This window comes from Mycobacterium sp. 852002-51613_SCH5001154, assembly GCF_001667425.1.
Taxonomy (GTDB): Bacteria; Actinomycetota; Actinomycetes; order Mycobacteriales; family Mycobacteriaceae; genus Mycobacterium.
Window position 1 is genome coordinate 182,678 of sequence record NZ_LZII01000037.1, and the last position, 21,869, is coordinate 204,546.

The 21,869-nt window shown below is 69.6% G+C and carries 23 protein-coding genes; 9 read left to right on the plus strand and 14 right to left on the minus strand.

Annotated elements, in window-relative coordinates:
- Positions 1-27 precede the first annotated feature (27 nt).
- A complete protein-coding gene (gene ald / locus A5750_RS10010) occupies positions 28-1,143 on the plus strand; it encodes an alanine dehydrogenase (protein ID WP_067262386.1) in 1,116 nt (371 codons plus the stop codon).
- Here the strand turns inward: ald and A5750_RS10015 are convergent.
- From A5750_RS10015 to rpsO, 4 genes are all read right to left on the minus strand, one after another.
- Positions 1,140-2,165 carry a nitronate monooxygenase gene (locus A5750_RS10015; protein ID WP_066950508.1) on the minus strand — a complete coding sequence of 342 codons (1,026 nt, stop codon included), beginning with the start codon at positions 2,163-2,165 and terminating at the stop codon, positions 1,140-1,142. The two genes, ald and A5750_RS10015, sit on opposite strands and share 4 nt — an antisense overlap.
- 4 nt (positions 2,166-2,169) lie before the next feature.
- Positions 2,170-3,552, minus strand: a complete 1,383-nt coding sequence (locus A5750_RS10020; protein WP_066950674.1) for a pitrilysin family protein — start codon at positions 3,550-3,552, stop codon at positions 2,170-2,172.
- The gene (locus A5750_RS10025; RefSeq protein WP_197505397.1) at positions 3,530-5,794 is read right to left on the minus strand and encodes a polyribonucleotide nucleotidyltransferase; all 2,265 of its coding nucleotides are present in this window, start codon (positions 5,792-5,794) and stop codon (positions 3,530-3,532) included. The genes A5750_RS10020 and A5750_RS10025 overlap by 23 nt, the downstream gene beginning before the upstream one ends.
- A 311-nt stretch (positions 5,795-6,105) precedes the next feature.
- The gene (rpsO, locus tag A5750_RS10030) at positions 6,106-6,375 is read right to left on the minus strand and encodes a 30S ribosomal protein S15 (RefSeq protein ID WP_066950523.1); all 270 of its coding nucleotides are present in this window, start codon (positions 6,373-6,375) and stop codon (positions 6,106-6,108) included.
- A gap of 167 nt (positions 6,376-6,542) precedes the next feature.
- On the opposite strand from rpsO, the gene A5750_RS10035 reads away from it, so the two are divergent.
- Both A5750_RS10035 and A5750_RS10040 read left to right on the plus strand, forming a co-directional pair.
- Positions 6,543-6,884: a helix-turn-helix transcriptional regulator gene (locus tag A5750_RS10035; protein ID WP_067262390.1), complete on the plus strand. Its 342-nt coding sequence runs from the start codon at positions 6,543-6,545 to the stop codon at positions 6,882-6,884.
- Positions 6,885-6,887: 3 nt separating this feature from the next.
- Complete coding sequence (locus tag A5750_RS10040) at positions 6,888-7,373, plus strand: SRPBCC domain-containing protein (protein ID WP_067262394.1); 486 nt, start codon at positions 6,888-6,890, stop codon at positions 7,371-7,373.
- 12 nt (positions 7,374-7,385) lie between these two features.
- Here A5750_RS10040 and A5750_RS10045 read toward each other — a convergent pair whose 3' ends face one another.
- Positions 7,386-8,363, minus strand: coding sequence for a bifunctional riboflavin kinase/FAD synthetase (locus tag A5750_RS10045; RefSeq protein WP_067262399.1), 978 nt, complete (start codon positions 8,361-8,363; stop codon positions 7,386-7,388).
- 101 nt (positions 8,364-8,464) lie between these two features.
- Here A5750_RS10045 and mntR point away from each other — a divergent pair, with 101 nt between their 5' ends.
- Positions 8,465-9,157: a manganese-binding transcriptional regulator MntR gene (gene mntR / locus A5750_RS10050; RefSeq protein ID WP_066950535.1), complete on the plus strand. Its 693-nt coding sequence runs from the start codon at positions 8,465-8,467 to the stop codon at positions 9,155-9,157.
- 24 nt (positions 9,158-9,181) lie between these two features.
- Here mntR and A5750_RS10055 read toward each other — a convergent pair whose 3' ends face one another.
- The 4 genes from A5750_RS10055 to A5750_RS10070 form a co-directional block, all read right to left on the minus strand.
- Positions 9,182-10,372 (minus strand): lipid-transfer protein, encoded by a 1,191-nt coding sequence (locus tag A5750_RS10055; protein ID WP_067262402.1) that lies wholly within the window; start codon positions 10,370-10,372, stop codon positions 9,182-9,184.
- 79 nt (positions 10,373-10,451) lie between these two features.
- Positions 10,452-11,351, minus strand: coding sequence for a tRNA pseudouridine(55) synthase TruB (gene truB, locus A5750_RS10060; protein WP_067262406.1), 900 nt, complete (start codon positions 11,349-11,351; stop codon positions 10,452-10,454).
- Positions 11,348-12,025 (minus strand): 4'-phosphopantetheinyl transferase, encoded by a 678-nt coding sequence (locus A5750_RS10065; protein WP_067199535.1) that lies wholly within the window; start codon positions 12,023-12,025, stop codon positions 11,348-11,350. Before A5750_RS10065 ends, truB begins: the two co-directional genes overlap by 4 nt.
- A complete protein-coding gene (locus tag A5750_RS10070) occupies positions 12,022-12,999 on the minus strand; it encodes a metallophosphoesterase (RefSeq protein ID WP_066950548.1) in 978 nt (325 codons plus the stop codon). Before A5750_RS10070 ends, A5750_RS10065 begins: the two co-directional genes overlap by 4 nt.
- Positions 13,000-13,147: 148 nt before the next feature.
- Between A5750_RS10070 and A5750_RS10075 the strand changes: the two genes are divergently transcribed.
- Both A5750_RS10075 and A5750_RS10080 read left to right on the plus strand, forming a co-directional pair.
- Positions 13,148-13,732, plus strand: a complete 585-nt coding sequence (locus A5750_RS10075; protein WP_067262410.1) for a DUF3558 domain-containing protein — start codon at positions 13,148-13,150, stop codon at positions 13,730-13,732.
- 28 nt (positions 13,733-13,760) lie between these two features.
- Positions 13,761-15,479, plus strand: coding sequence for a CocE/NonD family hydrolase (locus tag A5750_RS10080; protein WP_067262413.1), 1,719 nt, complete (start codon positions 13,761-13,763; stop codon positions 15,477-15,479).
- Here A5750_RS10080 and A5750_RS10085 read toward each other — a convergent pair.
- Positions 15,438-15,998: a DUF1802 family protein gene (locus A5750_RS10085; RefSeq protein WP_067262416.1), complete on the minus strand. Its 561-nt coding sequence runs from the start codon at positions 15,996-15,998 to the stop codon at positions 15,438-15,440. The two genes, A5750_RS10080 and A5750_RS10085, sit on opposite strands and share 42 nt — an antisense overlap.
- A complete protein-coding gene (locus tag A5750_RS10090; protein WP_067262419.1) occupies positions 15,995-16,264 on the minus strand; it encodes a DUF2277 family protein in 270 nt (89 codons plus the stop codon). Before A5750_RS10090 ends, A5750_RS10085 begins: the two co-directional genes overlap by 4 nt.
- Before the next feature lie 44 nt (positions 16,265-16,308).
- On the opposite strand from A5750_RS10090, the gene A5750_RS10095 reads away from it, so the two are divergent.
- From A5750_RS10095 to A5750_RS10105, 3 genes are read left to right on the plus strand one after another with little or no spacing between them, the layout of a single operon-like run.
- Positions 16,309-17,058: an enoyl-CoA hydratase gene (locus tag A5750_RS10095; protein WP_067262422.1), complete on the plus strand. Its 750-nt coding sequence runs from the start codon at positions 16,309-16,311 to the stop codon at positions 17,056-17,058.
- Positions 17,059-17,075: 17 nt separating this feature from the next.
- Positions 17,076-17,447: a hypothetical protein gene (locus tag A5750_RS10100; protein WP_067262426.1), complete on the plus strand. Its 372-nt coding sequence runs from the start codon at positions 17,076-17,078 to the stop codon at positions 17,445-17,447.
- A 22-nt stretch (positions 17,448-17,469) separates the two neighbouring features.
- Positions 17,470-18,063, plus strand: a complete 594-nt coding sequence (locus A5750_RS10105; RefSeq protein WP_066950565.1) for a hypothetical protein — start codon at positions 17,470-17,472, stop codon at positions 18,061-18,063.
- Here A5750_RS10105 and A5750_RS10110 read toward each other — a convergent pair.
- From A5750_RS10110 to infB, 3 genes are all read right to left on the minus strand, one after another.
- Positions 18,060-19,070: a bifunctional oligoribonuclease/PAP phosphatase NrnA gene (locus tag A5750_RS10110; protein WP_156659344.1), complete on the minus strand. Its 1,011-nt coding sequence runs from the start codon at positions 19,068-19,070 to the stop codon at positions 18,060-18,062. The genes A5750_RS10105 and A5750_RS10110 overlap by 4 nt on opposite strands.
- A complete protein-coding gene (rbfA, locus tag A5750_RS10115) occupies positions 19,045-19,512 on the minus strand; it encodes a 30S ribosome-binding factor RbfA (RefSeq protein ID WP_066950570.1) in 468 nt (155 codons plus the stop codon). The genes A5750_RS10110 and rbfA overlap by 26 nt, the downstream gene beginning before the upstream one ends.
- A partial coding sequence (gene infB / locus A5750_RS10120) for a translation initiation factor IF-2 (RefSeq protein ID WP_067262479.1) occupies positions 19,512-21,869 on the minus strand: 2,358 nt, incomplete at its 5' end. The genes rbfA and infB, both read right to left, overlap by 1 nt.

The window sequence follows — 21,869 nt, forward strand, 5'->3', positions numbered from 1 at the left end:
GCGAACCTTTTAAAGCAAGGGGCAACCATGCGAGTCGGCGTACCGACCGAGACCAAGGCCAACGAGTTCAGGGTGGCAATCACGCCCGCGGGCGTCGCCGAACTGACCCGCCGCGGCCACGAGGTGCTCGTCCAGGCCGGCGCCGGGGAGGGGTCGTCGATTCCCGACGAGGAGTTCAAGGCGGCGGGGGCCCAACTGGCCGATTCGGCCGAACAGGTGTGGGCCGACGCCGCCCTGCTGCTCAAGGTGAAGGAGCCGATTCCGGCCGAATACGGCCTGTTGCGGCAGCATCAGGTGCTGTTCACCTATCTGCACTTGGCCGCCTCCCGCTCCTGCACCGATGCGTTATTGGCTTCCCGCACAACGTCAATCGCCTATGAAACTGTGCAGGCCGCCGACGGCAGCCTTCCGTTGTTGGCCCCGATGAGCGAGGTCGCCGGTCGGCTCTCGGCGCAGGTCGGCTCCTATCACCTGATGCGGTCCCACGGCGGGCGCGGTGTGCTGATGGGTGGGGTCCCGGGCGTCAAACCCGCCGACGTCGTGGTGATCGGTGCCGGCACGGCCGGTTACAACGCCGCCCGGGTCGCCAACGGCATGGGCGCGAGCGTGACGGTGCTCGACCTCAACATCGGCAAGCTCCGACTGCTTGACGCGGAGTTCGGTGGACAGGTCCGCACGCGTTACTCGTCGACGTACGAGCTGGAGGGCACGATCACGCGGGCCGACCTGCTGATCGGGGCGGTCCTGCTGCCGGGCGCCAAGGCCCCGGAACTGGTTTCGAATTCGCTTGTCGCGCAGATGAAGCCGGGTGCAGTGCTGGTGGACATCTCCATTGACCAGGGCGGATGCTTCGCGGATTCCCGGCCGACCACGCACGACGACCCGACGTTCGCCGTTCACGACACGCAGTTCTACTGCGTGGCGAACATGCCCAGCGCGGTGCCCAAGACGTCGACCGTGGCGCTGACCAACGCGACGATGCCGTACGTGCTCGAACTGGCCGACCGCGGTTGGCAGGCGGCGTGTCGGTCGGATCCCGCTCTCGCGAAGGGACTTTCGACGCACGACGGCGGGCTGCTGTCCGAACGGGTGGCCACCGACTTGGGGCTGCCGTTCACCGATCCGGCGAGCGTCCTGGCCTAGTCGGCTTCCACCAGGCCGGCGATGATGTCGGCCGCCGGCCCCGGCTGGGCCTCCTTGAACGACGTTCCGGCCCAAAGCGGTATCCCGTTCGGGTCCTCCATGGCGGCCGCCGCCTCGCGGATCGGGGAGGTCATCTGGTTGACCTCCGGGTAGCCCAGCGGCGCGACGTTGTCGAGCAGGCGGGTGAAGTTGTTCTCCAGGCCGCGCGCGTACCGGCCCGAGAAGGCGCGGGTGACAACGGTGGTGCCGAAGACCGGATTCTTCAGGGCGGTGCGGTGCGCGGTGCTGGTGCCCGCTTCGTCGCTGAGCAGCAGCGCGGTGCCGATCTGGGCGGCCACCGCGCCGCGGTGCAACACGGCGGCGACGTCCCGAGCGGTGCCCAGTCCGCCCGCGGCGACGACGGGCACCTCATGCGCGTGCCGGATGCGATCGATCAGGTGGTGCAGCGATTCGTTACCGGGCTCCATGTCGGGCGCGAAGGTGCCCCGGTGCCCGCCCGCGTCGGGCCCCTGCACGATGAGACTGTCCGCGCCCGCGGCGACGGCAATCCCGGCCTCGTACGCCGACGTCACCGTGACCATCACCAGCAGGCCCAGCGCCCCCAGCCGCCGGATGACGTCGGGCGGCGGGACTCCGAAGGTGAACGACACGAGCTCGGGCCGCACGTCGGCGACCACCTCGAGCTTGCGCTCCCAGTCGTCGTCGTCACCGTAATGCGGGTGGCCGACCTCGACCTGGTAGTAGTCGGCGATCTCCTCGAGTTCTTCGGCGTAGTAGTCCAGCGCCATCCAGTCGGCGACGCTGGGTTGCGGAACGAACAGGTTGACGCCCAGCGGCCCGGTGGTGGCCTTGCGCGCGGCCGCGATGTCCTCGGCGAAGCGCTCCGCACTCCGGTGGCCGCCGGGGACGAAGCCGAGCCCACCCGCGTTGGACACCGCCGCGGCCAGCTCGGGCGTGCCCGGTCCGCCGGCCATCGGCGCACCCACGATGGGCACCATGATGTCCCAAAAGCCCAGTACCACGGGGCTAATTTACCATCGCCCGAAGTTGTTGGGGCAGTGACCGTTTGGAGGCATACGGACCCAGGACGGCGGCCCCGTAGGGCTGGCTCAGCAGCCGGTGGGCAACCGCGTTGACCTCCTCGACGCTCACTTGGTCGATCTTGCGCAGGGTGTGCTCGATGCTGCGGTGGTGGCCATAGTTCAGCTCGTTGCGGCCCAGCCGGCTCATCCGGGAGCTGGAATCCTCCAGGCCGAGGACGAGGCCGCCGCGCAACGACCCCTTGGCGATGCGGCACTCGGCCTCGGTGATGCCGTCGTGGGCCACCGACTCGAGGACCTCGTTGGTCACCTGCATCACCTCGGCGAACCGCTCGGGCTGGCAGGCGGCATAGACGGACAGCGCGCCGCTGTCGGCAAAGATGTCCACCGTCGAGTAGACCGAGTAGGCCAGCCCGCGCAACTCGCGAACCTCTTGAAACAGGCGGGAACTCAGCCCCCCACCAAGCGCGGTATGCAGCACCGACAGCGCCCAGCGATGGGGCCAGCTACGTCCCGGGGTGCGTACGCCCAGCGAGACGTGGGTCTGCTCGGCGTCCCGATTGCCCAGCATCAAGCCGGGCCGGCCGGTCACCCGTCCGGCGCCCTTGCGCGGGGCGATGGGCCGGCGCCCGCGCACCAGGTGCGGCCCGAAGTGCTCACGCACCAGCGCCACCACCTCGTCGTGGTCGACATTGCCGGCCACGGCGACCACCATGCGTTCCGGGGTGTAGCGCCGGACATGAAAGGAGTGCAGCTGGGTCCGGGTCATCGACGACACCGACTGCGCGGTGCCGATCACCGGCCGGCCGACCGGGTGGTCACCGAACATCGCGCCCAGGAACATGTCCCCCAGCGCGTCCTCGGGATCGTCGTCGCGCATCGCGATCTCTTCGAGCACCACGTCGCGTTCCAGCTCGACGTCTTCGGTCGCGCAGCGGCCGTTGAGCACCACATCGGCCACCAGGTCGACGGCCAGCTCCAGGTCGCTGTCCAGCACGTGCGCGTAGTAGCAGGTGTGCTCCTTGGCGGTGAATGCGTTCAGCTCCCCGCCGACCGCGTCCATCGCCTGCGCGATGTCCACGGCGCTCCGGGTGGGGGTCGATTTGAACAACAGATGCTCGAGGAAGTGCGCCGCCCCCGCCACGGTGGCGCCCTCGTCGCGCGATCCGACGCCGACCCAGACCCCGACCGAAGCCGAACGCACCGACGGCAGGTACTCGGTGACTACCCGCAGACCGCCCGGAAGCGTGCTGCGGCGCAGTGCGGATTGGCGGTCCGGCTCCGCCTCGGCGATCTGCTTACCCCGGCGCAGGGCGCCCGCACGAGTCGGGCGCGGCCGGGGTAGGTCAGTTGCTGGCGGTCGCGGCATCGGCAGGCGCGGCCACCGGAGCATCGGCTGGGGCAGCGCTGTCCTCCTCGACCAAGACGAGGGAGATCTTGCCGCGCTTGTCGATGTCGGCGATCTCGACCCGCAGCTTGTCGCCGACGTTCACCACGTCCTCGACCTTGGCGATGCGCTTGCCCCGGCCCAGCTTGGAGATGTGGACCAGGCCGTCGCGTCCCGGCAGCAGCGACACGAACGCGCCGAAATCGGTTGTCTTGACCACGGTTCCGAGGAACCGCTCGCCCACGGTCGGCAGCTGCGGGTTGGCGATGGCGTTGATCCGGTCGATCGCGGCCTGCGCCGAGGGCCCGTCGGTGGCGCCGACGAACACCGTGCCGTCGTCCTCGATGGAGATCTGCGCGCCGGTCTCCTCGGTGATGGCGTTGATGACCTTGCCCTTGGGCCCGATGACCTCGCCGATCTTGTCCACCGGGACCTTGATGGTGGTGACCCGCGGCGCGTAGGGGCTCATCTCGTCGGGCGCGTCGATGGCCTCGGCCATGACCTCGAGGATGGTCAGCCGGGCGTCCTTGGCCTGGGCGAGAGCCCCCGCGAGCACCTGCGACGGGATGCCGTCGAGCTTGGTGTCCAGCTGCAGCGCGGTGACGATGTCCTTGGTGCCGGCGCACTTGAAGTCCATGTCGCCGAACGCGTCCTCGGCGCCCAGGATGTCGGTCAGGGTCACGAATCGGCGCTCGGTCTTGCCGTCGACCTCGACGTCGTCGGAGACCAGGCCCATCGCGATGCCCGCGACCGGAGCCTTGAGCGGCACGCCGGCGTTCAGCAACGACAGCGTGGACGCACACACCGATCCCATCGAGGTCGAGCCGTTGGAGCTCAGCGCCTCGGAGACCTGACGGATCGCGTACGGGAATTCCTCGACACTGGGCAGCACCGGCATCAAGGCCCGCTCGGCGAGCGCGCCGTGCCCGATCTCACGCCGCTTGGGCGAACCGACCCGGCCGGTCTCTCCGGTGGAGAACGGCGGGAAGTTGTAGTGATGCATGTAGCGCTTGGAGGTTTCCGGTCCCAGCGAGTCGATCTGCTGGGCCATCTTGACCATGTCCAGCGTGGTCACACCCAGGATCTGGGTTTCGCCGCGCTCGAACAGCGCACTGCCGTGCGCCCGCGGCACCACGGCGACCTCGGCCGACAGCGCGCGGATGTCGGTGATGCCCCGGCCGTCGATGCGGAAGTGGTCGGTCAGGATGCGCTGCCGGACCAGCTTCTTGGTCAGCGAGCGGAACGCGGCGCCGACCTCCTTCTCCCGGCCCTCGTACGTCCCCGAGTCCCCCGTGAGCCGCGTCAGCACCTCGGCCTTCAGCTCGTCGGTGCGCTGGTCGCGCTCGGCCTTGCCGCCGATGGTCAGCGCCTTGGCCAGCTCGTCGGTCGCCACCGAGGCGACCGAGTAGTAGACGTCCTCGCCGTACTCGGGGAAGACCGGGTACTCGGCGGTCGGCTTGGCCGCCGCTCCGGCCAGCTCCTCCTGCGCGGTGCACAGCACGGCGATGAACGGCTTGGCCGCCTCCAGGCCTTCGGCCACCACGGTTTCCGTCGGCGCCTGGGCGCCGCCCTCGACGAGCTCGATGACCTTCTCGGTGGCCTCGGCCTCGACCATCATGATGGCGACGTCACCGTCGACCTTGCGGCCCGCCACCACCATGTCGAACACCGCACGCTCGAGCTGCTCGACGGTGGGGAAGGCGACCCAGGTGCCGTCGATCAGGGCGACGCGCACACCGCCGACCGGACCGGAGAACGGCAGGCCGGAGATCTGGGTGGAGGCCGAGGCGGCGTTGATCGCCACCACGTCGTACAGGTCGTTGGGGTCCAGGCTCATGATCGTCACGACGACCTGGATCTCGTTGCGCAGCCCGGAGACGAACGACGGGCGCAGCGGCCGGTCGATGAGGCGGCAGGTCAGGATCGCGTCGGTGGAGGGCCGGCCCTCGCGGCGGAAGAACGAGCCGGGGATCCGCCCGGCGGCATACATCCGCTCCTCGACGTCGATGGTCAGCGGGAAGAAGTCGAAGTGCTCCTTCGGGCTCTTGCTGGCGGTGGTCGCCGACAACAGCATGTTCTCGTCGTCGAGGTAGGCGACGACGGCGCCGGCGGCCTGCTGGGCCAGCCGGCCGGTCTCAAAACGGATGGTGCGGGTGCCGAAGCTCCCGTTGTCGATAACGGCGGTCGACTCGAACACGCCTTCTTCAATTTCAGCGACAGACATAGGTGTCCGTACGGCCTCTCTGGGTATTTAGCTATTTCGCGTCGTCACGCGCGAGTAACCCGAGAGCTTCCTACGAGAGGAAAAGTCTGAATACGGCTACGGCCATCGATCGAAGCGGCCGACCTGCCCCAGATCCAGAGAAGCCCGGCAGCCACTACCGAAGACCGCCCGATACAGACTGGGCTGCTCCCGTCATGACGCGCTGGAACGGCGCACGCGGATCTGCGTGGCCGCACCGTTCGCTCGGGCCGAACCCGGCCCAGAACGCTCCCACTCTACACGGGCGGACTTGGCCCGAAAGCAGGCCCGGGTCAGCGGCGCAGACCGAGGCGCTCGACCAGCGAGCGGTACCGCGCGACGTCGATCTGGGCGACGTACTTGAGCAGCCTGCGACGCCGCCCGACCAGCAGGAGCAGGCCCCGCCGGGAGTGGTGATCGTGCTTGTGGACCTTCAGGTGCTCGGTCAGGTCGGCGATCCGCTTGGTCAGCAGCGCGACCTGCGCCTCGGGGGAACCCGTGTCGGTGTCATGCAGGCCGTAGGTGCCCAGGATTTCTTTTTTCTGCTCGGCGGTCAGCGCCACGAAACATCTCCATCAATCGGTACCGCGAAAAATCTCGTACGTGGCCGCCGCGGACTGCAGCACACGCCGTGGGGGGCGAGTCTATCAGCGGCTGCGATGTCCGCCGAAATCGCAGGCCAGCACCCAGCCCTTGACAACCTACAACCATTTGGTTGTAGGTTTGGCGGGTGGCCGTAGACGAAGAGGATCGGGTGGACGCCCTCTTTCACGCGCTCGCCGACCGGACCCGGCGCGACATCATGCGCCGGACGCTGGCCGGGGAACACTCGGTTTCCTCGCTCGCCCTGAAATACGACATGAGCTTTGCGGCTGTGCAGAAGCACGTGGTCGTGCTGGAGAAGGCCGGCCTGATCACCAAACGCCGACGCGGTCGCGAGCAGTTGGCCAGCGGTGACGTGGCGGCGGTGCGGTCGGTCGCCGGCATGCTCACCGAGCTGGAGCTCCTCTGGCGGGGCCGCATCGGCCGCATCGACGAACTCATCTCGACCGACCCAACCAAGGAGGACTGACCCATGCCCGTGACCGACGTCAAGCATGACCCGGACGCCCTGACCCTGACCATCACCGCCGACTTCGCCGCCCCGGTGCGGCGCATCTGGCAGATCTACGCCGATCCGCGTCAGCTGGAGAAGGTGTGGGGACCACCGTCGCATCCGGCGACCGTGGTGAGCCACAGCCTCACGCCGGGAAGCCGCACGACCTACTTCATGACGGGTCCGGACGGCGAGAAGTACGCCGGCTACTGGGAGATCACCGCCGTCGACGAGCCGAACAGCTTCTCTTTTCTCGACGGGTTTGCCGACCTGGACTTCAACCCGAACCCCGACATGCCGGTCGCGGAGAACACCTACACCTTCACCGAGCACGGCGGCGGCACGCGCGCGATCTACGTGTGCACCTTCGGTTCCGCCGAGGATCTTCAGCGAGTGCTGGACATGGGCGTCGTCGAGGGCTCCACGTCGGCGATCAACCAGATCGACGACCTGGTTGCTTCCTGAAGCTGCGGCGGTTCAGTCCTGCGCCGAGAGCATCGTGCGCGCCCGGTCGGTGTCGTTGCCCATCTCGTCGATCAGCTCCTTCACCGAGTCGAACCTGCGCTGACCGCGGATGCGGGCGACGAAGTCCAGCGCCACGTACTGGCCGTAGAGGTCGGCGGTGGTGTCCAGGACGAAGGCCTCGACGGTGCGTGTGCGTCCGGAGAAGGTCGGGTTGGTGCCCACCGACACCGCGGCCTGGTAGCGCTCGCCCGGGACGACGGTGCCGGTCACCGGTCCGTGCCCGAGCAGGGTGAACCAGGCGGCATACACGCCGTCGGCCGGGATCGCCGAATACATCGGCGGCGCCACGTTGGCGGTCGGGAAACCCAGCTCCATGCCCCGCCCCTCGCCCCGGACGACGACGCCCTCCACGCGGTGCGGACGGCCCAGCGCCTCCATGGCCGCCAGCACGTCACCGGCGTCCACGCAGGACCGGATATACGTCGACGAATACGTCACGGTCTCGTTGCTCAGATGCTCGCTGAGCAGCGACATCGACTCGACCGCGAAGCCGAATCGCTCGCCAGCGCGCCGCAGGGTCTCGACGTTGCCGGCCGCCTTCTTGCCGAAGGTGAAGTTCTCCCCCACCACGACCTCGACCACGTGCAGGTGTTCCACCAGGAGCTCATGGACGTAGCGCTCCGGCGTGAGCTTCATGAAGTCGCTGGTGAACGGCATCACCAGGAAGACGTCGATGCCCAGCTCCTCGACGAGTTCGGCGCGGCGCGTCAGCGTCGTCAGCTGCGCGGGATGACTGCCCGGGTACACGACTTCCATCGGGTGCGGATCGAACGTCATCAGCACGGTCGGCACGTTGCGGGCGCGCCCGGCCTTGACGGCATGCGCGATTATCTCCGCGTGGCCCCGGTGCACGCCATCGAACACCCCGATGGTGAGCACGCATCTGCCCCAGTCCGTGGGAATCTCGTCTTGGCCGCGCCACCGCTGCACGACCGCAAGCCTACGGCCCGCCGCGGTCCGCCGGGAGATCCGCCGGCGCGGGGGTGTCGAGGAGCACACGATCAGGCTTGGGTTGCCTAAACTTTCTCGGTGTGAGGGCTGACGAAGAGCGTGGCGGTCTCACCGCGGTCGGCCAGGACTATCTCAAGGTCATCTGGAATGCCCAGGAGTGGTCCCGGGAGAAGGTCAGCACCAAGATGCTGGCCGAGAAGATCGGGGTCTCCGCCAGCACGGCCTCGGAGTCGATCCGCAAACTCGCCGAGCAGGGCCTGGTCGACCACGAGAAATACGGGGCCGTGACCCTGACCGAGGCGGGCCGGCGGGCGGCGCTGGCGATGGTGCGCCGGCATCGGCTGCTGGAGACCTTCCTGGTCAACGAGCTCGGCTACGGCTGGGACGAGGTGCACGACGAGGCCGAGGTGCTCGAACACGCGGTGTCGGATCGGCTGGTGGCCCGCATCGACGCCAAGCTCGGGTTCCCGCAACGCGACCCGCACGGGGACCCGATCCCGGCCTCCGACGGGCAGGTGCCCACGCCGCCGGCCCGCCAGCTGTGGGCGTGCGGCGACGGGGACACCGGAACGGTGGCCCGCATCTCCGACGCCGACCCGGAGATGCTGCGCTATTTCGCCGACGTCGGCATCAACCTCGATTCGCGGCTGCGGGTCCTGACCCGCCGGGAATTCGCCGGCATGATCTCGGTGGCGATCGAAGGCGGCGACGGCGCGGAGACGACGGTCGACCTGGGCAGCCCGGCCGCCCGGGCGGTCTGGGTGGTGGGCTAGCGGCGGGCTGGCCCCGCCGCGCGGTCAGCGTTCGGCGCGCTGGTACGCGGTGACGACGGCCGCGCCGCCCAGCCCGATGTTGTGTTGCAGTGCGGCGCTGACGTTGTCGACCTGACGCTTGTCGGCGGTGCCGCGCAGCTGCCAGGTCAGCTCGGCGCATTGCGCCAGCCCGGTCGCGCCCAGCGGATGCCCCTTCGAGATCAGGCCGCCCGACGGGTTGACCACCCAGCGTCCGCCGTAGGTGGTGTCGCCGTTGTCGATCAGCTTCGGCGCCTCGCCCGGGCCGCACAGGCCGAGCGCCTCGTAGAGCAGCAGCTCGTTGGCCGAGAAGCAGTCGTGCAGCTCGATCACCTGGAAGTCCTCCGGGCCCAGCCCGGACTGGTCGTACACCTGTTGCGCCGCTTGCACATTCATGTCATAGCCGATCAGGTTCTTGGCGCTCCCGTCGAAAGTCGACGCGAAGTCCGTCGTCATGGCCTGGCCGACGATCTCCACGGCCTGGCCGGCCAGCCCGTGGCTGTCGACGAAGCTCTCCGAGGCCAGGATCGCCGCGCCGGAGCCGTCGGATGTGGGCGAGCACTGCAGCTTGGTGAGCGGGTCGGAGATCATCCGCGCCGCCAGGATGTCCTCGAGCGTGTAGGACTCCTGGAACTGCGCGAATGGGTTGTTAACTGAGTGCTTGTGGTTCTTGTAGCCGATCTTGGCGAAATGCTCTGCGGTGCTGCCGTATTGGCGCATGTGCTCGCGACCGGCGGCACCGAACATCCAGGGCGCGACGGGCATCGCGAACTCGTCGATAGCGGCCATCGCCTTGACGTGCTTGCCCATCGGCGATTCGCGGTCCTCGGCGCCGCCGCTCAGCGAGCCGGGTTGCATCTTCTCGAATCCGAGCGCAATTGCGCAGTCGACGATCCCGCCGCGGATGGCCTGGGCCGCCAGGAACAGCGCGGTCGAGCCGGTCGAGCAGTTGTTGTTGACGTTGACGATCGGGATCCCGGTCATGCCCAGCTCGTAGAGCGCCCGCTGCCCGGACGTCGAATCACCGGCGACGTAGCCGACGTAGCCCTGCTGCACCTCGCGGTAGTCGACCCCCGCGTCGGCCAGCGCGTTGGTCCCGGACTCGCGCGCCATGTCCGGGTAGTCCCAGCCTTCGCGGCGGCCCGGTTTCTCGAATTTCGTCATGCCGACGCCGACGACGTACACGTTGTTAGACATCTTTGTCCCTTTCCAACGGCCAGACCCCCAGTGTGCAACTTAACCCCGCCGGCCCCTCGGTGGGGACCCTCCAAGCCCGTTACAGCGTCGCCGGGCGGATCACGACCACCGACTTGGTGCGTGCGCCCTCGTCGCGCAGCAGCGCGATCACCCCGCCGGCGGCGTCGCAGGCGGCGTAAACCCCGTCGATGCCGGCGGGCGCGAGCGCTCGCCCGTTGGCCGCCGCCTCGGCCTCCCCGGCGGTCAGGTCGCGGCGCGGGAAGATCAGCAGGCACGCCTCGTCCAGGGTCAACGACAGGCCGGGCCGCTCGGCCAGGTCGTCGAGCGAGCGGGCCTGCTGCAGGGTGAAGCGGCCGACCCGGGTGCGCCGCAGCGCCGTCAGGTGCCCGCCCACGCCGAGCGCGGCGCCGACGTCGCGGGCCAGCGCGCGAACGTAGGTTCCCGACGAGCAGTCGACCTCCACATCAACATCGATGACGCCGTCGACGTCAGATCCGGGCCGAACATCGAGCACCTCGAACCGGTCGATGCGCACCGGCCGGGCCTCGAGTTCGACGGTCTGGCCCTCGCGAACCAGCCGATAGGCGCGCCGCCCGTCCACCTTGATCGCACTGACCGCCGACGGCACCTGCTGGATGTCCCCGCGCAGGCCGGCGACCGCGGCCGCGATCGCCTCGCGCGTCAGGTGCGCGGCCGAGACGCTGTGCAGCACTTCCCCTTCGGCGTCCTCGGTGGAGGTGGTCTGGCCCAGCCGGATGGTGGCGGTGTACGACTTGGCGGCCGCCGTCAACAGGCCGAGGATCTTGGTGGCGCGGTCGACGCCGATCACCAGCACCCCGGTGGCCATCGGGTCCAGCGTCCCGGCGTGTCCCACCCGGCGGGTGGCGAAGATACGGCGGCAGCGCCCCACCACGTCGTGACTGGTCATCCCGGCCGGCTTGTCGACGACGACCAATCCCGGGCCGGGCCCCGCACTCATAGCACGATGGCGGTCAGCACCAGTCCCCGCTCGACCGACCACCGGCCCCTCAGCGCGGTCAGCGGTGGGCCGTCGAGGGTCTGCCCGTCGATCAGGATCTTGGACACGAACACCCCGGTGGTCTCCCCGTCCGGCGGGTCGAGGTCGAACACGATGTGGGCGTCCTCGAAACCTAGCCAGCGCTTGGTCAACGGGAACCAGGCCTTGTACGTTGCTTCCTTGGCGCAGAACAGGATTCGGTCCCAATGCAGGCCTGCGGGCAACGTCGTCATCTCGTGTCGCTCCTCGGGCAGGCTGATCGCGTTCAGCACGCCGTCCGGCAGCACGTCGTGCGGCTCGGCGTCGATACCCACCGAGCGCACCGCCTCGGTGCGACCCACGACCGCGCCGCGATAGCCGGTGCAGTGGGTGAGGCTGCCCACCACGCCGTCGGGCCAGCACGGTTCGCCCTTCTCGCCCTTGAGGATCGGCACCGGCGGCAGGCCGAGCTCGCCCAGCGCGACCCGGGCGCAGTGCCGGACGGTGACGAACTCGTTGCGCCGCTTGGCCACCGACTTGGCGATCAGCGGCTCCTCTTCGGGCAGGGGAACGAGGTCGGGCGGGTCGGAATACAGCTCCGAATAAGCGAGCTCGCCCATGTCGGGCAGTACCGAGGAAACCAGCTTGTCCGTCATCGTGATTGCCGCTGCCGCAACCGTTCCCGGAACTGCGCGGCCTGCTGCCGCATCTCGGGAGTGATCTCGAAATGGCCGCCGAAGTCGTTGAGGTAGCCCGGCGCGTATTGCGGGTCGGGCAACACCTGGCGCAGCCAGCTGTGCGGCTTGCGGCGCCGCCACTCCCGCGGATATCCCACCGACACTTCCTCGAAGCGCACGTCGTCGTACCAGGTGGTGCGCGGAATGTGCAGGTGACCGTAGACCGAACAGACCGCGTTGTAGCGGGTGTGCCAGTCGGCGGTCTTGGTCGTCCCACACCACAGCGAGAACTCCGGGTAGAACAGCGCGTCGCAGGGCTCGCGGACCAGCGGGAAATGGTTCACCAGGACGGTCGGCGTCATCCAGTCGAGTTGCTCGAGGCGGGTCCGCGTGGTGGCGAGCCGCTCCTGGCACCACGCTTCGCGGGTGGGGTACGGCTCCGACGACAGCAGGAATTCGTCGGTGGCGACCACGTTGCGCTCCCGCGCGATGGTCAGGCCCTCGGCTTTGCTCGCCGCCCCCTCGGGCAAGAAGCTGTAGTCGTAGAGCAGGAACATCGGCACGATCGTGGCCGGGCCGCCGCGCTCGGTCCACACCGGGAAGGGATGCTCGGGCGTCACGATGCCCATCTCGTCGCACATGTGGACCAGGTACTCGTAGCGGGCCCGCCCGAAGATCTGCACCGGATCCCGCGTCGTGGTCCACAACTCGTGGTTGCCGGGCACCCAGATCACCTTGGCGAAGCGCCGGCGCAGCAGGTCGAGGGCCCAGCGAATCTCGTCGGTGCGTTCGGCGACGTCGCCGGCGACGATCAGCCAATCGTCTGGCGAGGACGGGTGCAGCGACTCGGTGACCGGCTTGTTGCCGAGGTGACCGGTGTGCAGGTCGGAGACGGCCCACAGCGTGGGTTGCCCCCCGTTGGTCGATTCCTGCCCCGCATTTTGCCCAGCCACGATTAACCAGCCTAATGACCCGCGGTGCGGGCCCGGTTGGGGCCGCGCCTTGCTCGCCGGCAATGGAACGTGTTCTCGTTTAACGGTGACCGCGCGGGAGGCGACTTGTACACTCCCGGCAAGAGCCAGGGAGCCGTCAGGGGGTGTCGTGTTCGCCAAGGTGCGTCTGATCGGGGCGATCGGTGCCGTGGTCGCGGCGGCCATCGCCGGAACGGCCGGGTGGCAGGGTGCCGCGCCGGCGCCTACCGGGGGCGGGCGCGTCGAGCTGCGCTCGACGGCGGCGCCGATGGAGACCACGATGAAGAGCCCGATCGTGGCGACCACCGACCCGCGCCCGTTCGACGCGTGCGAGGACATCCCGTTCGACGTCATCCAGCGGCTCGGGCTGGCGTTCACACCGCCCGAGCACGAAGACGGCCTGCGCTGCCACTTCGACGCGGGCAACTACCAGGTGGCGGTCGAGCCCATTATCTGGCGCACCTACGAGGAGACGCTGCCTCCCGACGCCGTCGAGACCACCATCGCCGGCCACCGCGCCGCGCAGTACTGGGTGCTCAAGCCGACGTATCACAACAGCTACTGGTATTACTCCTGCATGGTCGCGTTCAAGACCAGTTACGGCGTGCTGCAGCAGGCGCTCTACTACTCGACCGTTTACTCCAATCCCGAGGTCGACTGCATGTCCACCAATCTGCAGCGGGCCAACGACCTCGCGCCTTACTACAAGTTCTAGAGTCCACGCGGGCCTTAACCTGGGCACCGTGAGTATCACCTCGACGCGACCCGCCAAGCCCCCGCTGCACGCCCTGCGACACCTCGGCGGGAAGGCCGTGGGCCGGCTGCTGGGCCTGCCGCCGGCGACCACCGAGTACACCGTCGAACGCGTCCGGGTGCCCATGCGTGATGGGGTCGACCTGGTGGCCGATCACTACACGCCGAACACCGACTCCCCGGCCGGCACCCTGCTGGCCCGGGGGCCCTATGGGCGCTCCTTCCCGTTCTCCCTGGTGTTCGGCGCGCTGTACGCGGCCCGTGGCTACCACGTCGTGCTGCAGAGCGTCCGCGGAACGTTCGGGTCGGGCGGGGATTTCGAACCGATGGCCAACGAGGCCGCCGACGGCGCCGACACGGTGGCCTGGCTGCGCGAGCAGCCCTGGTTCACCGGCCGCTTCGCCACCATCGGGCTGTCCTACCTCGGGTTCACCCAGTGGGCGCTGATGACCGATCCCCCGCCGGAACTGGCCGCGGCGGTCGTCACCGTGGGGCCGCACGATTTCAACGCCTCGGTGTGGGGCACCGGCTCGTTCGCGATCAACGATTTCCTGGGCTGGAGCGACATGGTCGCGCACCAGGAAGACCCGGTGCGCGCCCGGTCGGCGCTGCGCCAGCTGCGCAACCGCAGCAGGGTGACACAGGCGGCCCTCGGGTTGCCGGTGGGCGACACGGCCCGGGCGCTGCTCGGTGCGGGCGCGCCGTGGTTCGAGTCGTGGGTCGAGCACACCGACCCGAACGATCCGTTCTGGGACGCCCTGCGCTGCGGCGACGCGCTGGACCGGGTCGACGTGCCCGTGCTGCTGATCGGCGGTTGGCAGGACATCTTCGTCAGGCAGACGCTGCAGCAGTACGAGCAGCTGCACGGCCGGGGCGTCGACGTCGCGCTGACCATGGGCCCCTGGACGCACACCCAGCTGCTCACCACCGGGTTGAGTACCTGCACCCGGGAGTCGCTGGACTGGCTGGGCGCCCACCTCGGCGGCGCGCCCGCCCCGCGACGCCCCAGCCGGGTCCACGCGTACGTCACCGGCCAGGGTTGGCGCAACGTGGCCGACTGGCCGCCCGCCACCACCGAGCGCGAGCTGTATCTTCGGCCCGGCGGCCACCTCGGTGAGACCGCGCCGACGGACCTGGCGCGGCAGGCGCCGGCGTCATTCCGCTACGACCCCACCGACCCGACACCCACCACGGGCGGCCCGTTGCTGTCGCCGAACGGCGGCTACCGCGACGACAGCCGGCTCGCGTCGCGCGACGACGTGCTGGCCTTCACCAGCCTCACCCTCACTCACGACCTGTGCGTCTACGGGAGCCCGGCCGTCGAGCTGGCGCACGGCGCCGACACTCCCCACGTCGACCTCTTCGTCCGGGTGAGCGAGGTCGACGCCAAAGGCCGGTCGAAGAACGTCAGCGACGGCTACCGGCGGTTGCGGACCGCCAAGAAGTCGTCGAAGGGGACCGTCCGCGTGGAACTCGACGGCATCGCCCATCGCTTCCGAGCCGGCTCCCGCATCCGTCTGCTGATCGCCGGGAGCTGGTTTCCCCGCTACGCGCGCAACCTGGGCACCGACGAGCCGATTCTGACGGGCCGACAGTCCGAGCCTGCCACCCACACCGTGCGCTACGGACGCTCCCGGCTGTTGCTGCCCGTCGGCCCGCTCGACCTGTCAGCCAACGGCGCGGCGGACGCGGGCGCCGACCTCGGCTAGCGCGGCCTCGTCGTGCACCGGCGGGGCCAGCGGCGCCCGCATCGGCAGCTCCACCCAGCTTTTGCAGCCGCCGTAGTCGGGCGTGCGGGTGATCTCCACCGGCTCGGCCAACGGGTGCACCGACACCACCAGCACGGCGAGCTTGTGCTTGGGGCGGAAGTCGAGCCGGTCGGCGCGCACCGACTCGGCGGTCCAGATGTGCAGGTCCTCGATTTCCCCTAGCCGGTCGGGTTGGTTAACCGACACGGCGGCAACGACTTTCGCTGCCGACCGGATCACCAGGCGATCGTCGGCGCTGTCGGCGGCGGCCGCCTCGAGCAGGTCGCGATGCTCGGGCCGCACGCGCTCCGCGTGGCTGTGCGCGATCGTCGGGAACAGCAGGAACTCGGAAGCGGCCAGCTCGAACCGCTTCTCCCCGATGCCGCCCTTGCGCAGCAGCACCCGCTGGCGACCGTCCAGCAGGGCGTGCACGGCGGCGCTCCACTCCTTGAGGGCGGGCGTGGTCGCGGTGAGCGTCACTGCGCCCCGGCCAGCCGGGCGACGACGTCGGGCCGGCGCAACGGCGGGACGGTCTTGGGCGGCTGACGCCGCGGGGGCAGTGCCGCCAACAACCGCGTCGTTGTCTCGGTGACCTCGGTAACCGCCGCCTCGAAGGCGTCGGCGTTCGAGGCCGACGGTCGGGTGATCCCGCTGACCTTGCGGACATACTGGCGGGCCGCCGCCGCGATTTCCTCGGCGGTGGCCGACGGCTGCAGCCCGCGCAACTCGGTGATGTTCCGGCACATGCCTCAACGATAGGCGCGGCCGGCGACCCTATTACGGTGATCTCATGAGCGACGACATCCTGCTGATCGAAACCGACGAGCGGGTGCGCACCCTGACCCTCAACCGGCCGCACTCCCGCAACGCGCTGTCTTCGGCGCTGCGGGATCGGTTCTTCGGGGCGCTGGCCGAGGCGGAAACCGACGACGCCGTCGACGTCGTCATCGTCACCGGCGCCGACCCGGTGTTCTGCGCGGGCCTGGATCTCAAGGAGTTGGGCGGTTCCTCGGCGTTGCCGGACATCTCGCCTCGGTGGCCACCGCTGAGCAAGCCGGTCATCGGTGCGGTCAACGGCGCCGCGGTGACCGGCGGGCTGGAGCTGGCCCTGTACTGCGACATCCTGATCGCGTCGGAGAACGCCCGTTTCGCCGACACTCACGCCCGGGTCGGCCTGCTGCCCACCTGGGGGCTGAGCGTGCGGCTGCCGCAGAAGGTCGGGGTCGGCCTGGCCCGCCGGATGAGCATGACCGGGGACTACCTGTCGGCCACCGACGCGCTGCGCGCCGGGCTGGTGACCGAGGTGGTGCCGCACGACCAGCTGCTGCCCGCCGCCCGCGGAGTGGCGGCGTCGATCGTCGGCAACAACCAGGACGCGGTGCGCGCGCTGCTGGCGTCCTATCACCGGATCGACGACTCGCAGACAAGCGCGGGGCTGTGGCTGGAAGCGATGGCGGCCCGCCAGTTCCGGACCAGCGGCGACGACATCGCCGCGAACCGCGAGGCGGTGCTGCAGCGGGGGCGGGCGCAGGTCCGCTAGTCGCGGCGGCCTCGTCGATGATCCAATTTCCGCCGCCCGCACCGTGGCGACGACCGACCGCGGACATCGTCGCGACGGTGTTGCTCTTCGTCGCGGAGCTGGCGGTCAGCGCCGTCTCAGTCGCCCTGGCGTTGTTGTCCTCTGTGTGGCTGATGCTGCCGATCTGCAGTGACAACTGTGACAGCCCAGCCGTCACGCACTTCGTCCATCGCACCTTCGCCGGGACCGTCGTCATCGTGGGCGGGATTGCACTGGCACTGCTGGTGTCATGCGTCGGGGCACTGGTCGCCGGCACGCGCCGTCGGGCCGGAATGTGGAAATGGCCGGCGTTGGGCCTGGTCATCGGCGTTGTTTCACTTCTCATCGCCGCTGGCTTGTGGGTGAACTGACGGCAACCAATACGATCAGCTGATGCGTTTGGTCGTGGACGTCCTCGGGAGGTTGCTCGCGTGCGCCGTGGCGCTCGCGGCGGTCACAATGGCGATCACGGTGGCGGGCATAGCGCCGCGCGCGGCCGCGCAGCCGCCGGCGGGATTTCCCAACCTGGACGGTTTCACGCCCGTCCCGGCGGACGGCTACGTCATCAGCAGTGGCCCGAGCACCCCGCCGCGGATCAGCTTCTCCACCCCATACAGCCTGGTGTGTGACTTCTATGGCGGCCCGGCGCCTGCGCCGCAGCCGTCACAGGACATCAAGTGCAAGGGCGACATGCCCGGCATCGACGACGTTCCCGTTCTCGGCGGGCGCCCGCACCCGGGCGATTGCCTGGTGGGTTCCGCCGAGTTCAAGGGACCGGGCTACCAGTTGAGCCGCATGTCCTACGGCGGATGCGACGGCAACCCGGCCGCCCTGCCGCCGGGCGGCAAGTTGCTGGGAGCGGGACAGAAGCTGACCTACCTGAACGTCACGTGCGCCGTCGGAGCCGACAACCTCGTCGCCTGCCTGGACACCACCAGTGGAGACCACGGGTTCGTGCTGCAGCGGGCGGGCAGCTGGGCGTTCTAGCCCAGGGCCGCACGCAGCGACGCGACCGCGTCGTCGATCGGCCCGCTCGTCGAATAGCCGGCGGCCAGCCGGTGGCCGCCGCCGCCGAACGCGGACGCGACCGCCGCCAGGTCCACGTCGGCTTTGGCGCGCATCGACACCGACCACTGCTGCGGGTCGACCTCCTTGAACACCGCGGCCACTTCGGCCTGCTGCGTGGTGCGCACGATGTCGACGATGCTTTCGACTTCCTCGGGGCGTGAAGTGACCCAATCCTGGTGTCCGACAATGGCATACACCAGACCACGACCACCGGCCGCCTCGGGCAGCAGGTGCGCCGAGCCCAGCACGCGTGACAGCAGTGGCAGCCAGGTGAAGGGATGGCTGTCCATCAGCGTTCGGCTGACGGCGGCGTTGTCGACTCCGGTCTCCACCAGCCGGGCCGCCAGCCGGAGCGCGCGGGGGGTCGCCCAGCGGAACGACCCGGTGTCGGTCGTCAGCCCGGCGTAGATGCAGTGCGCGACGTCCGGTTCGATCGGCTTGTCCCACGCGTCGAGGATGTCGGCGATCATCATCGTGGTCGAATCCGCCGACACGTCAACGAAGTTCGCGGTCCCGAACAGCTCGTTGGAGGCGTGGTGGTCGATCACCAGCGACTCGCGGCCGGGACCTGCCAGGTCGCTCAGCGCGCCCAGCCGCTTGACGCTCGGAACATCAACGGTGACAACCAGATCGACGTCGCGCCGCATCGCGTCAGCACCGACCAGCAGGTGACAACCGGGCAACGACGACAGCGACTCCGGCAGCATCGCCGGCTCGGCGAAACCGACCTCGACGCTTTTGCCGCACTTGTCCAGCACCAGAGCCAGCGCCAGGCCCGCGCCGATGGTGTCGGCGTCGGGGTGGACATGGGCGACCACCGCGATAGTCGCGGCGCCGGAAAGCAATTCGACCGCGCCGCGGGCGTCGATGCGCACCCCGGCTCCCGCGGCGCGGGCCAGCTCAGTCTTCGCGTCGGTCGTCGTCACCGGCGTCCTCGTCACTAGACCCCCGGTAGGGATCGGCCTCCCCGGCCGGCTTGGCCCCGGAGCGAACCCGCGCCAGATCGGCGTCCGCGGCGCGGGCCTGCGCCAGCAACTCGTCCATCCGCGCCACGGTGTCCAACGTGGTGTCGCGGGTGAAGGTCAGCGTGGGCGTGAAGCGCACGCCGGTGCCCGCCCCCACCAGAGTGCGCAGCGCGCCTTTGGCCCGTTCCAGTGCGGCCGCCGCGGCGGCGTAGTCCGGCTCGTCGTCCAGGGTGCGGCCCATCACGGTATAGAACACCGTCGCGTCGTGCAGGTCGGCGGTGACCTTCGTGTCGACGATGGTCACCCCGTCCAGGCCCGGATCCTTGATCTCGAACTCGATCGCCGAGGCGACAATCGTGTTGATGCGTTTGGCCAATCGGCGCGCCCGGGCCGGGTCGGCCATCAGGCGCGCTCCTTCTCGACGAGCTCGTAAGACTCGATGATGTCGCCTTCCTTGATGTCGGAGTAGCCCAGGGTCATACCGCACTCGAAGCCCTCGCGGACCTCGGTCACGTCGTCCTTCTCCCGTCGCAGCGAGTTGATCGTGAGGTTCTCGGTGACCACGACGTTGTCCCGCAACAGGCGGGCCTTCGCGTTGCGCCGCACCACCCCGGAGCTGATCATGCAGCCTGCGATGATGCCCACCTTCGAGGACCGGAAGATCGCACGGATCTCGGCGCGACCCAGCTCCTTCTCCTCGTAGATCGGCTTGAGCATGCCGCGCAGGGCCTTCTCGATGTCGTCGATCGCCTGGTAGATGACCGAGTAGTACCGGATCTCGACGCCCTCGCGGTTGGCCAGCTCCGTCGCCTTGCCTTCGGCGCGCACGTTGAAGCCGATGATCACCGCGTCCGACGCCGACGCCAGGTTGACGTTGGTTTCGGTGATGCCACCGACGCCGCGGTCGATGACGCGCAGCTCCACCTCGTCGTCGACCTGGATGCCCATCAGGGCCTCCTCGAGCGCCTCGACCGTACCGGCGTTGTCGCCCTTGAGGATCAGGTTCAGCTGGCTGGTTTCCTTCAGCGCCGAGTCCAGGTCCTCCAGGCTGATCCGCTTGCGCGACCGCGCCGCCAGCGCGTTGCGCTTGCGCGCGCTGCGCCGGTCGGCGATCTGGCGGGCGATGCGGTCCTCGTCGACGACCAGGAAGTTGTCACCGGCGCCGGGCACCGACGTGAAGCCGATGACCTGCACCGGCCGCGACGGCAGCGCCTCCTCGACGTCGTCGCCGTGCTCGTCGACCATGCGGCGGACGCGACCGTATGCGTCGCCGGCCACCACCGAGTCGCCGACGCGCAGCGTCCCCCGCTGCACCAGCACCGTGGCGACGGGGCCGCGGCCGCGGTCCAGGTGCGCCTCGATCGCCACACCCTGGGCCTCCATGTCGGGGTTGGCCCGCAGGTCCAAGGCGGCGTCGGCGGTCAGCAGCACCGCCTCTTCGAGCGCCTTGATGTTGGTGCCTTCCTTGGCGGAGATGTCGACGAACATGGTGTCGCCGCCGAAATCTTCTGCCACCAAGCCGTATTCGGTGAGCTGGCCGCGGATCTTCGCCGGGTCGGCGCCCTCCTTGTCGATCTTGTTGACCGCCACGACGATCGGCACGTCGGCCGCCTGCGCGTGGTTGATGGCCTCCACCGTCTGCGGCATCACGCCGTCGTCGGCGGCGACCACCAGGATCGCGATGTCGGTGGCCTTCGCGCCGCGGGCACGCATGGCGGTGAACGCCTCGTGACCCGGGGTGTCGATGAAGGTGATCGGCCGCTCGGTGCCGTCGAGGTCGACGGACACCTGGTACGCGCCGATGTGCTGGGTGATGCCCCCGGCCTCGGCCTCGCGCACACTGGCGTTCCGGATGGTGTCCAGCAGCCGGGTTTTACCGTGGTCGACGTGACCCATCACGGTCACCACCGGCGGCCGGGTCTGCAGGTCTTCCTCGGTGCCCTCGTCCTCGCCATAGGTCAGGTCGAAGGATTCCAGCAGCTCGCGGTCCTCGTCCTCCGGGCTGACCACCTGGACGACATAGTTCATCTCGCTGCCCAGCAGCTCGAGCGTCTCGTCACCGACGGATTGGGTGGCGGTCACCATCTCGCCGAGGTTGAACAGCGCCTGCACCAGCGAGGCCGGGTTGGCGTTGATCTTGTCGGCGAAGTCGGAGAGCGACGCGCCGCGGGCCAGCCGGATGGTCTCGCCGTTGCCGTGCGGCAACCGCACGCCGCCGACGACCGGCGCCTGCATGTTCTCGTACTCGGCGCGTTTCGCCCGCTTGGACTTGCGGCCGCGCCGGGGCGCACCGCCGGGACGGCCGAAAGCGCCGGCGGCGCCGCCGCGCTGACCGGGACGACCGCCGCCGCCACCGCCACCGGGACGGCCGCGGAAACCTCCCGCGCCGCCACCCCCGGGCGGGGCGCCGACTCCGCCGCCGCCGCCGCGGTAGTTGCCGCCGCCGCCGTCACGGCCGCCGGGACCGCCGGGCCGGCCACCGCCGGGTCGCGGGGCACCGGGCCGGGCCGGGCGGCCCTGACCTGCGGCACCGCCGGGACGGGGCGGCATGTTGCCGGGCGAGGCGCCGGGGCGCGTGCCCCCGGGCCGGGGCGCCCCGGGGCGGGGCACCGGGCGCGGGATCGGCCGGTCGACGGGCTGCGCGGAAGAGAACGGGTTGTTGCCGACGCGCGGGGTGCGGACGCCGGGCTTCGGCGCCGGACCCGGGCGCGGACCCGGCGTCATGCCGGGGTGGGGGCCGGGCTGGCCGGCCGGCTGCCC

Coding starts and splice junctions, on each gene's coding strand:
- A5750_RS10105 (WP_066950565.1), top strand. CDS start 17,470: ATGCGTTTGGTCGTGGACGTCCTCGGGAGGTTGCTCGCGTGCGCCGTG.
- A5750_RS10025 (WP_197505397.1), bottom strand. CDS start 5,794: ATGTCTGTCGCTGAAATTGAAGAAGGCGTGTTCGAGTCGACCGCCGTT.
- rbfA (WP_066950570.1), bottom strand. CDS start 19,512: ATGGCCGACCCGGCCCGGGCGCGCCGATTGGCCAAACGCATCAACACG.
- A5750_RS10090 (WP_067262419.1), bottom strand. CDS start 16,264: ATGTGCCGGAACATCACCGAGTTGCGCGGGCTGCAGCCGTCGGCCACC.
- A5750_RS10065 (WP_067199535.1), bottom strand. CDS start 12,025: ATGACGGACAAGCTGGTTTCCTCGGTACTGCCCGACATGGGCGAGCTC.
- A5750_RS10055 (WP_067262402.1), bottom strand. CDS start 10,372: ATGTCTAACAACGTGTACGTCGTCGGCGTCGGCATGACGAAATTCGAG.
- A5750_RS10040 (WP_067262394.1), top strand. CDS start 6,888: ATGCCCGTGACCGACGTCAAGCATGACCCGGACGCCCTGACCCTGACC.
- ald (WP_067262386.1), top strand. CDS start 28: ATGCGAGTCGGCGTACCGACCGAGACCAAGGCCAACGAGTTCAGGGTG.
- A5750_RS10100 (WP_067262426.1), top strand. CDS start 17,076: ATGATCCAATTTCCGCCGCCCGCACCGTGGCGACGACCGACCGCGGAC.
- A5750_RS10095 (WP_067262422.1), top strand. CDS start 16,309: ATGAGCGACGACATCCTGCTGATCGAAACCGACGAGCGGGTGCGCACC.
- truB (WP_067262406.1), bottom strand. CDS start 11,351: ATGAGTGCGGGGCCCGGCCCGGGATTGGTCGTCGTCGACAAGCCGGCC.
- A5750_RS10020 (WP_066950674.1), bottom strand. CDS start 3,552: ATGCCGCGACCGCCAGCAACTGACCTACCCCGGCCGCGCCCGACTCGT.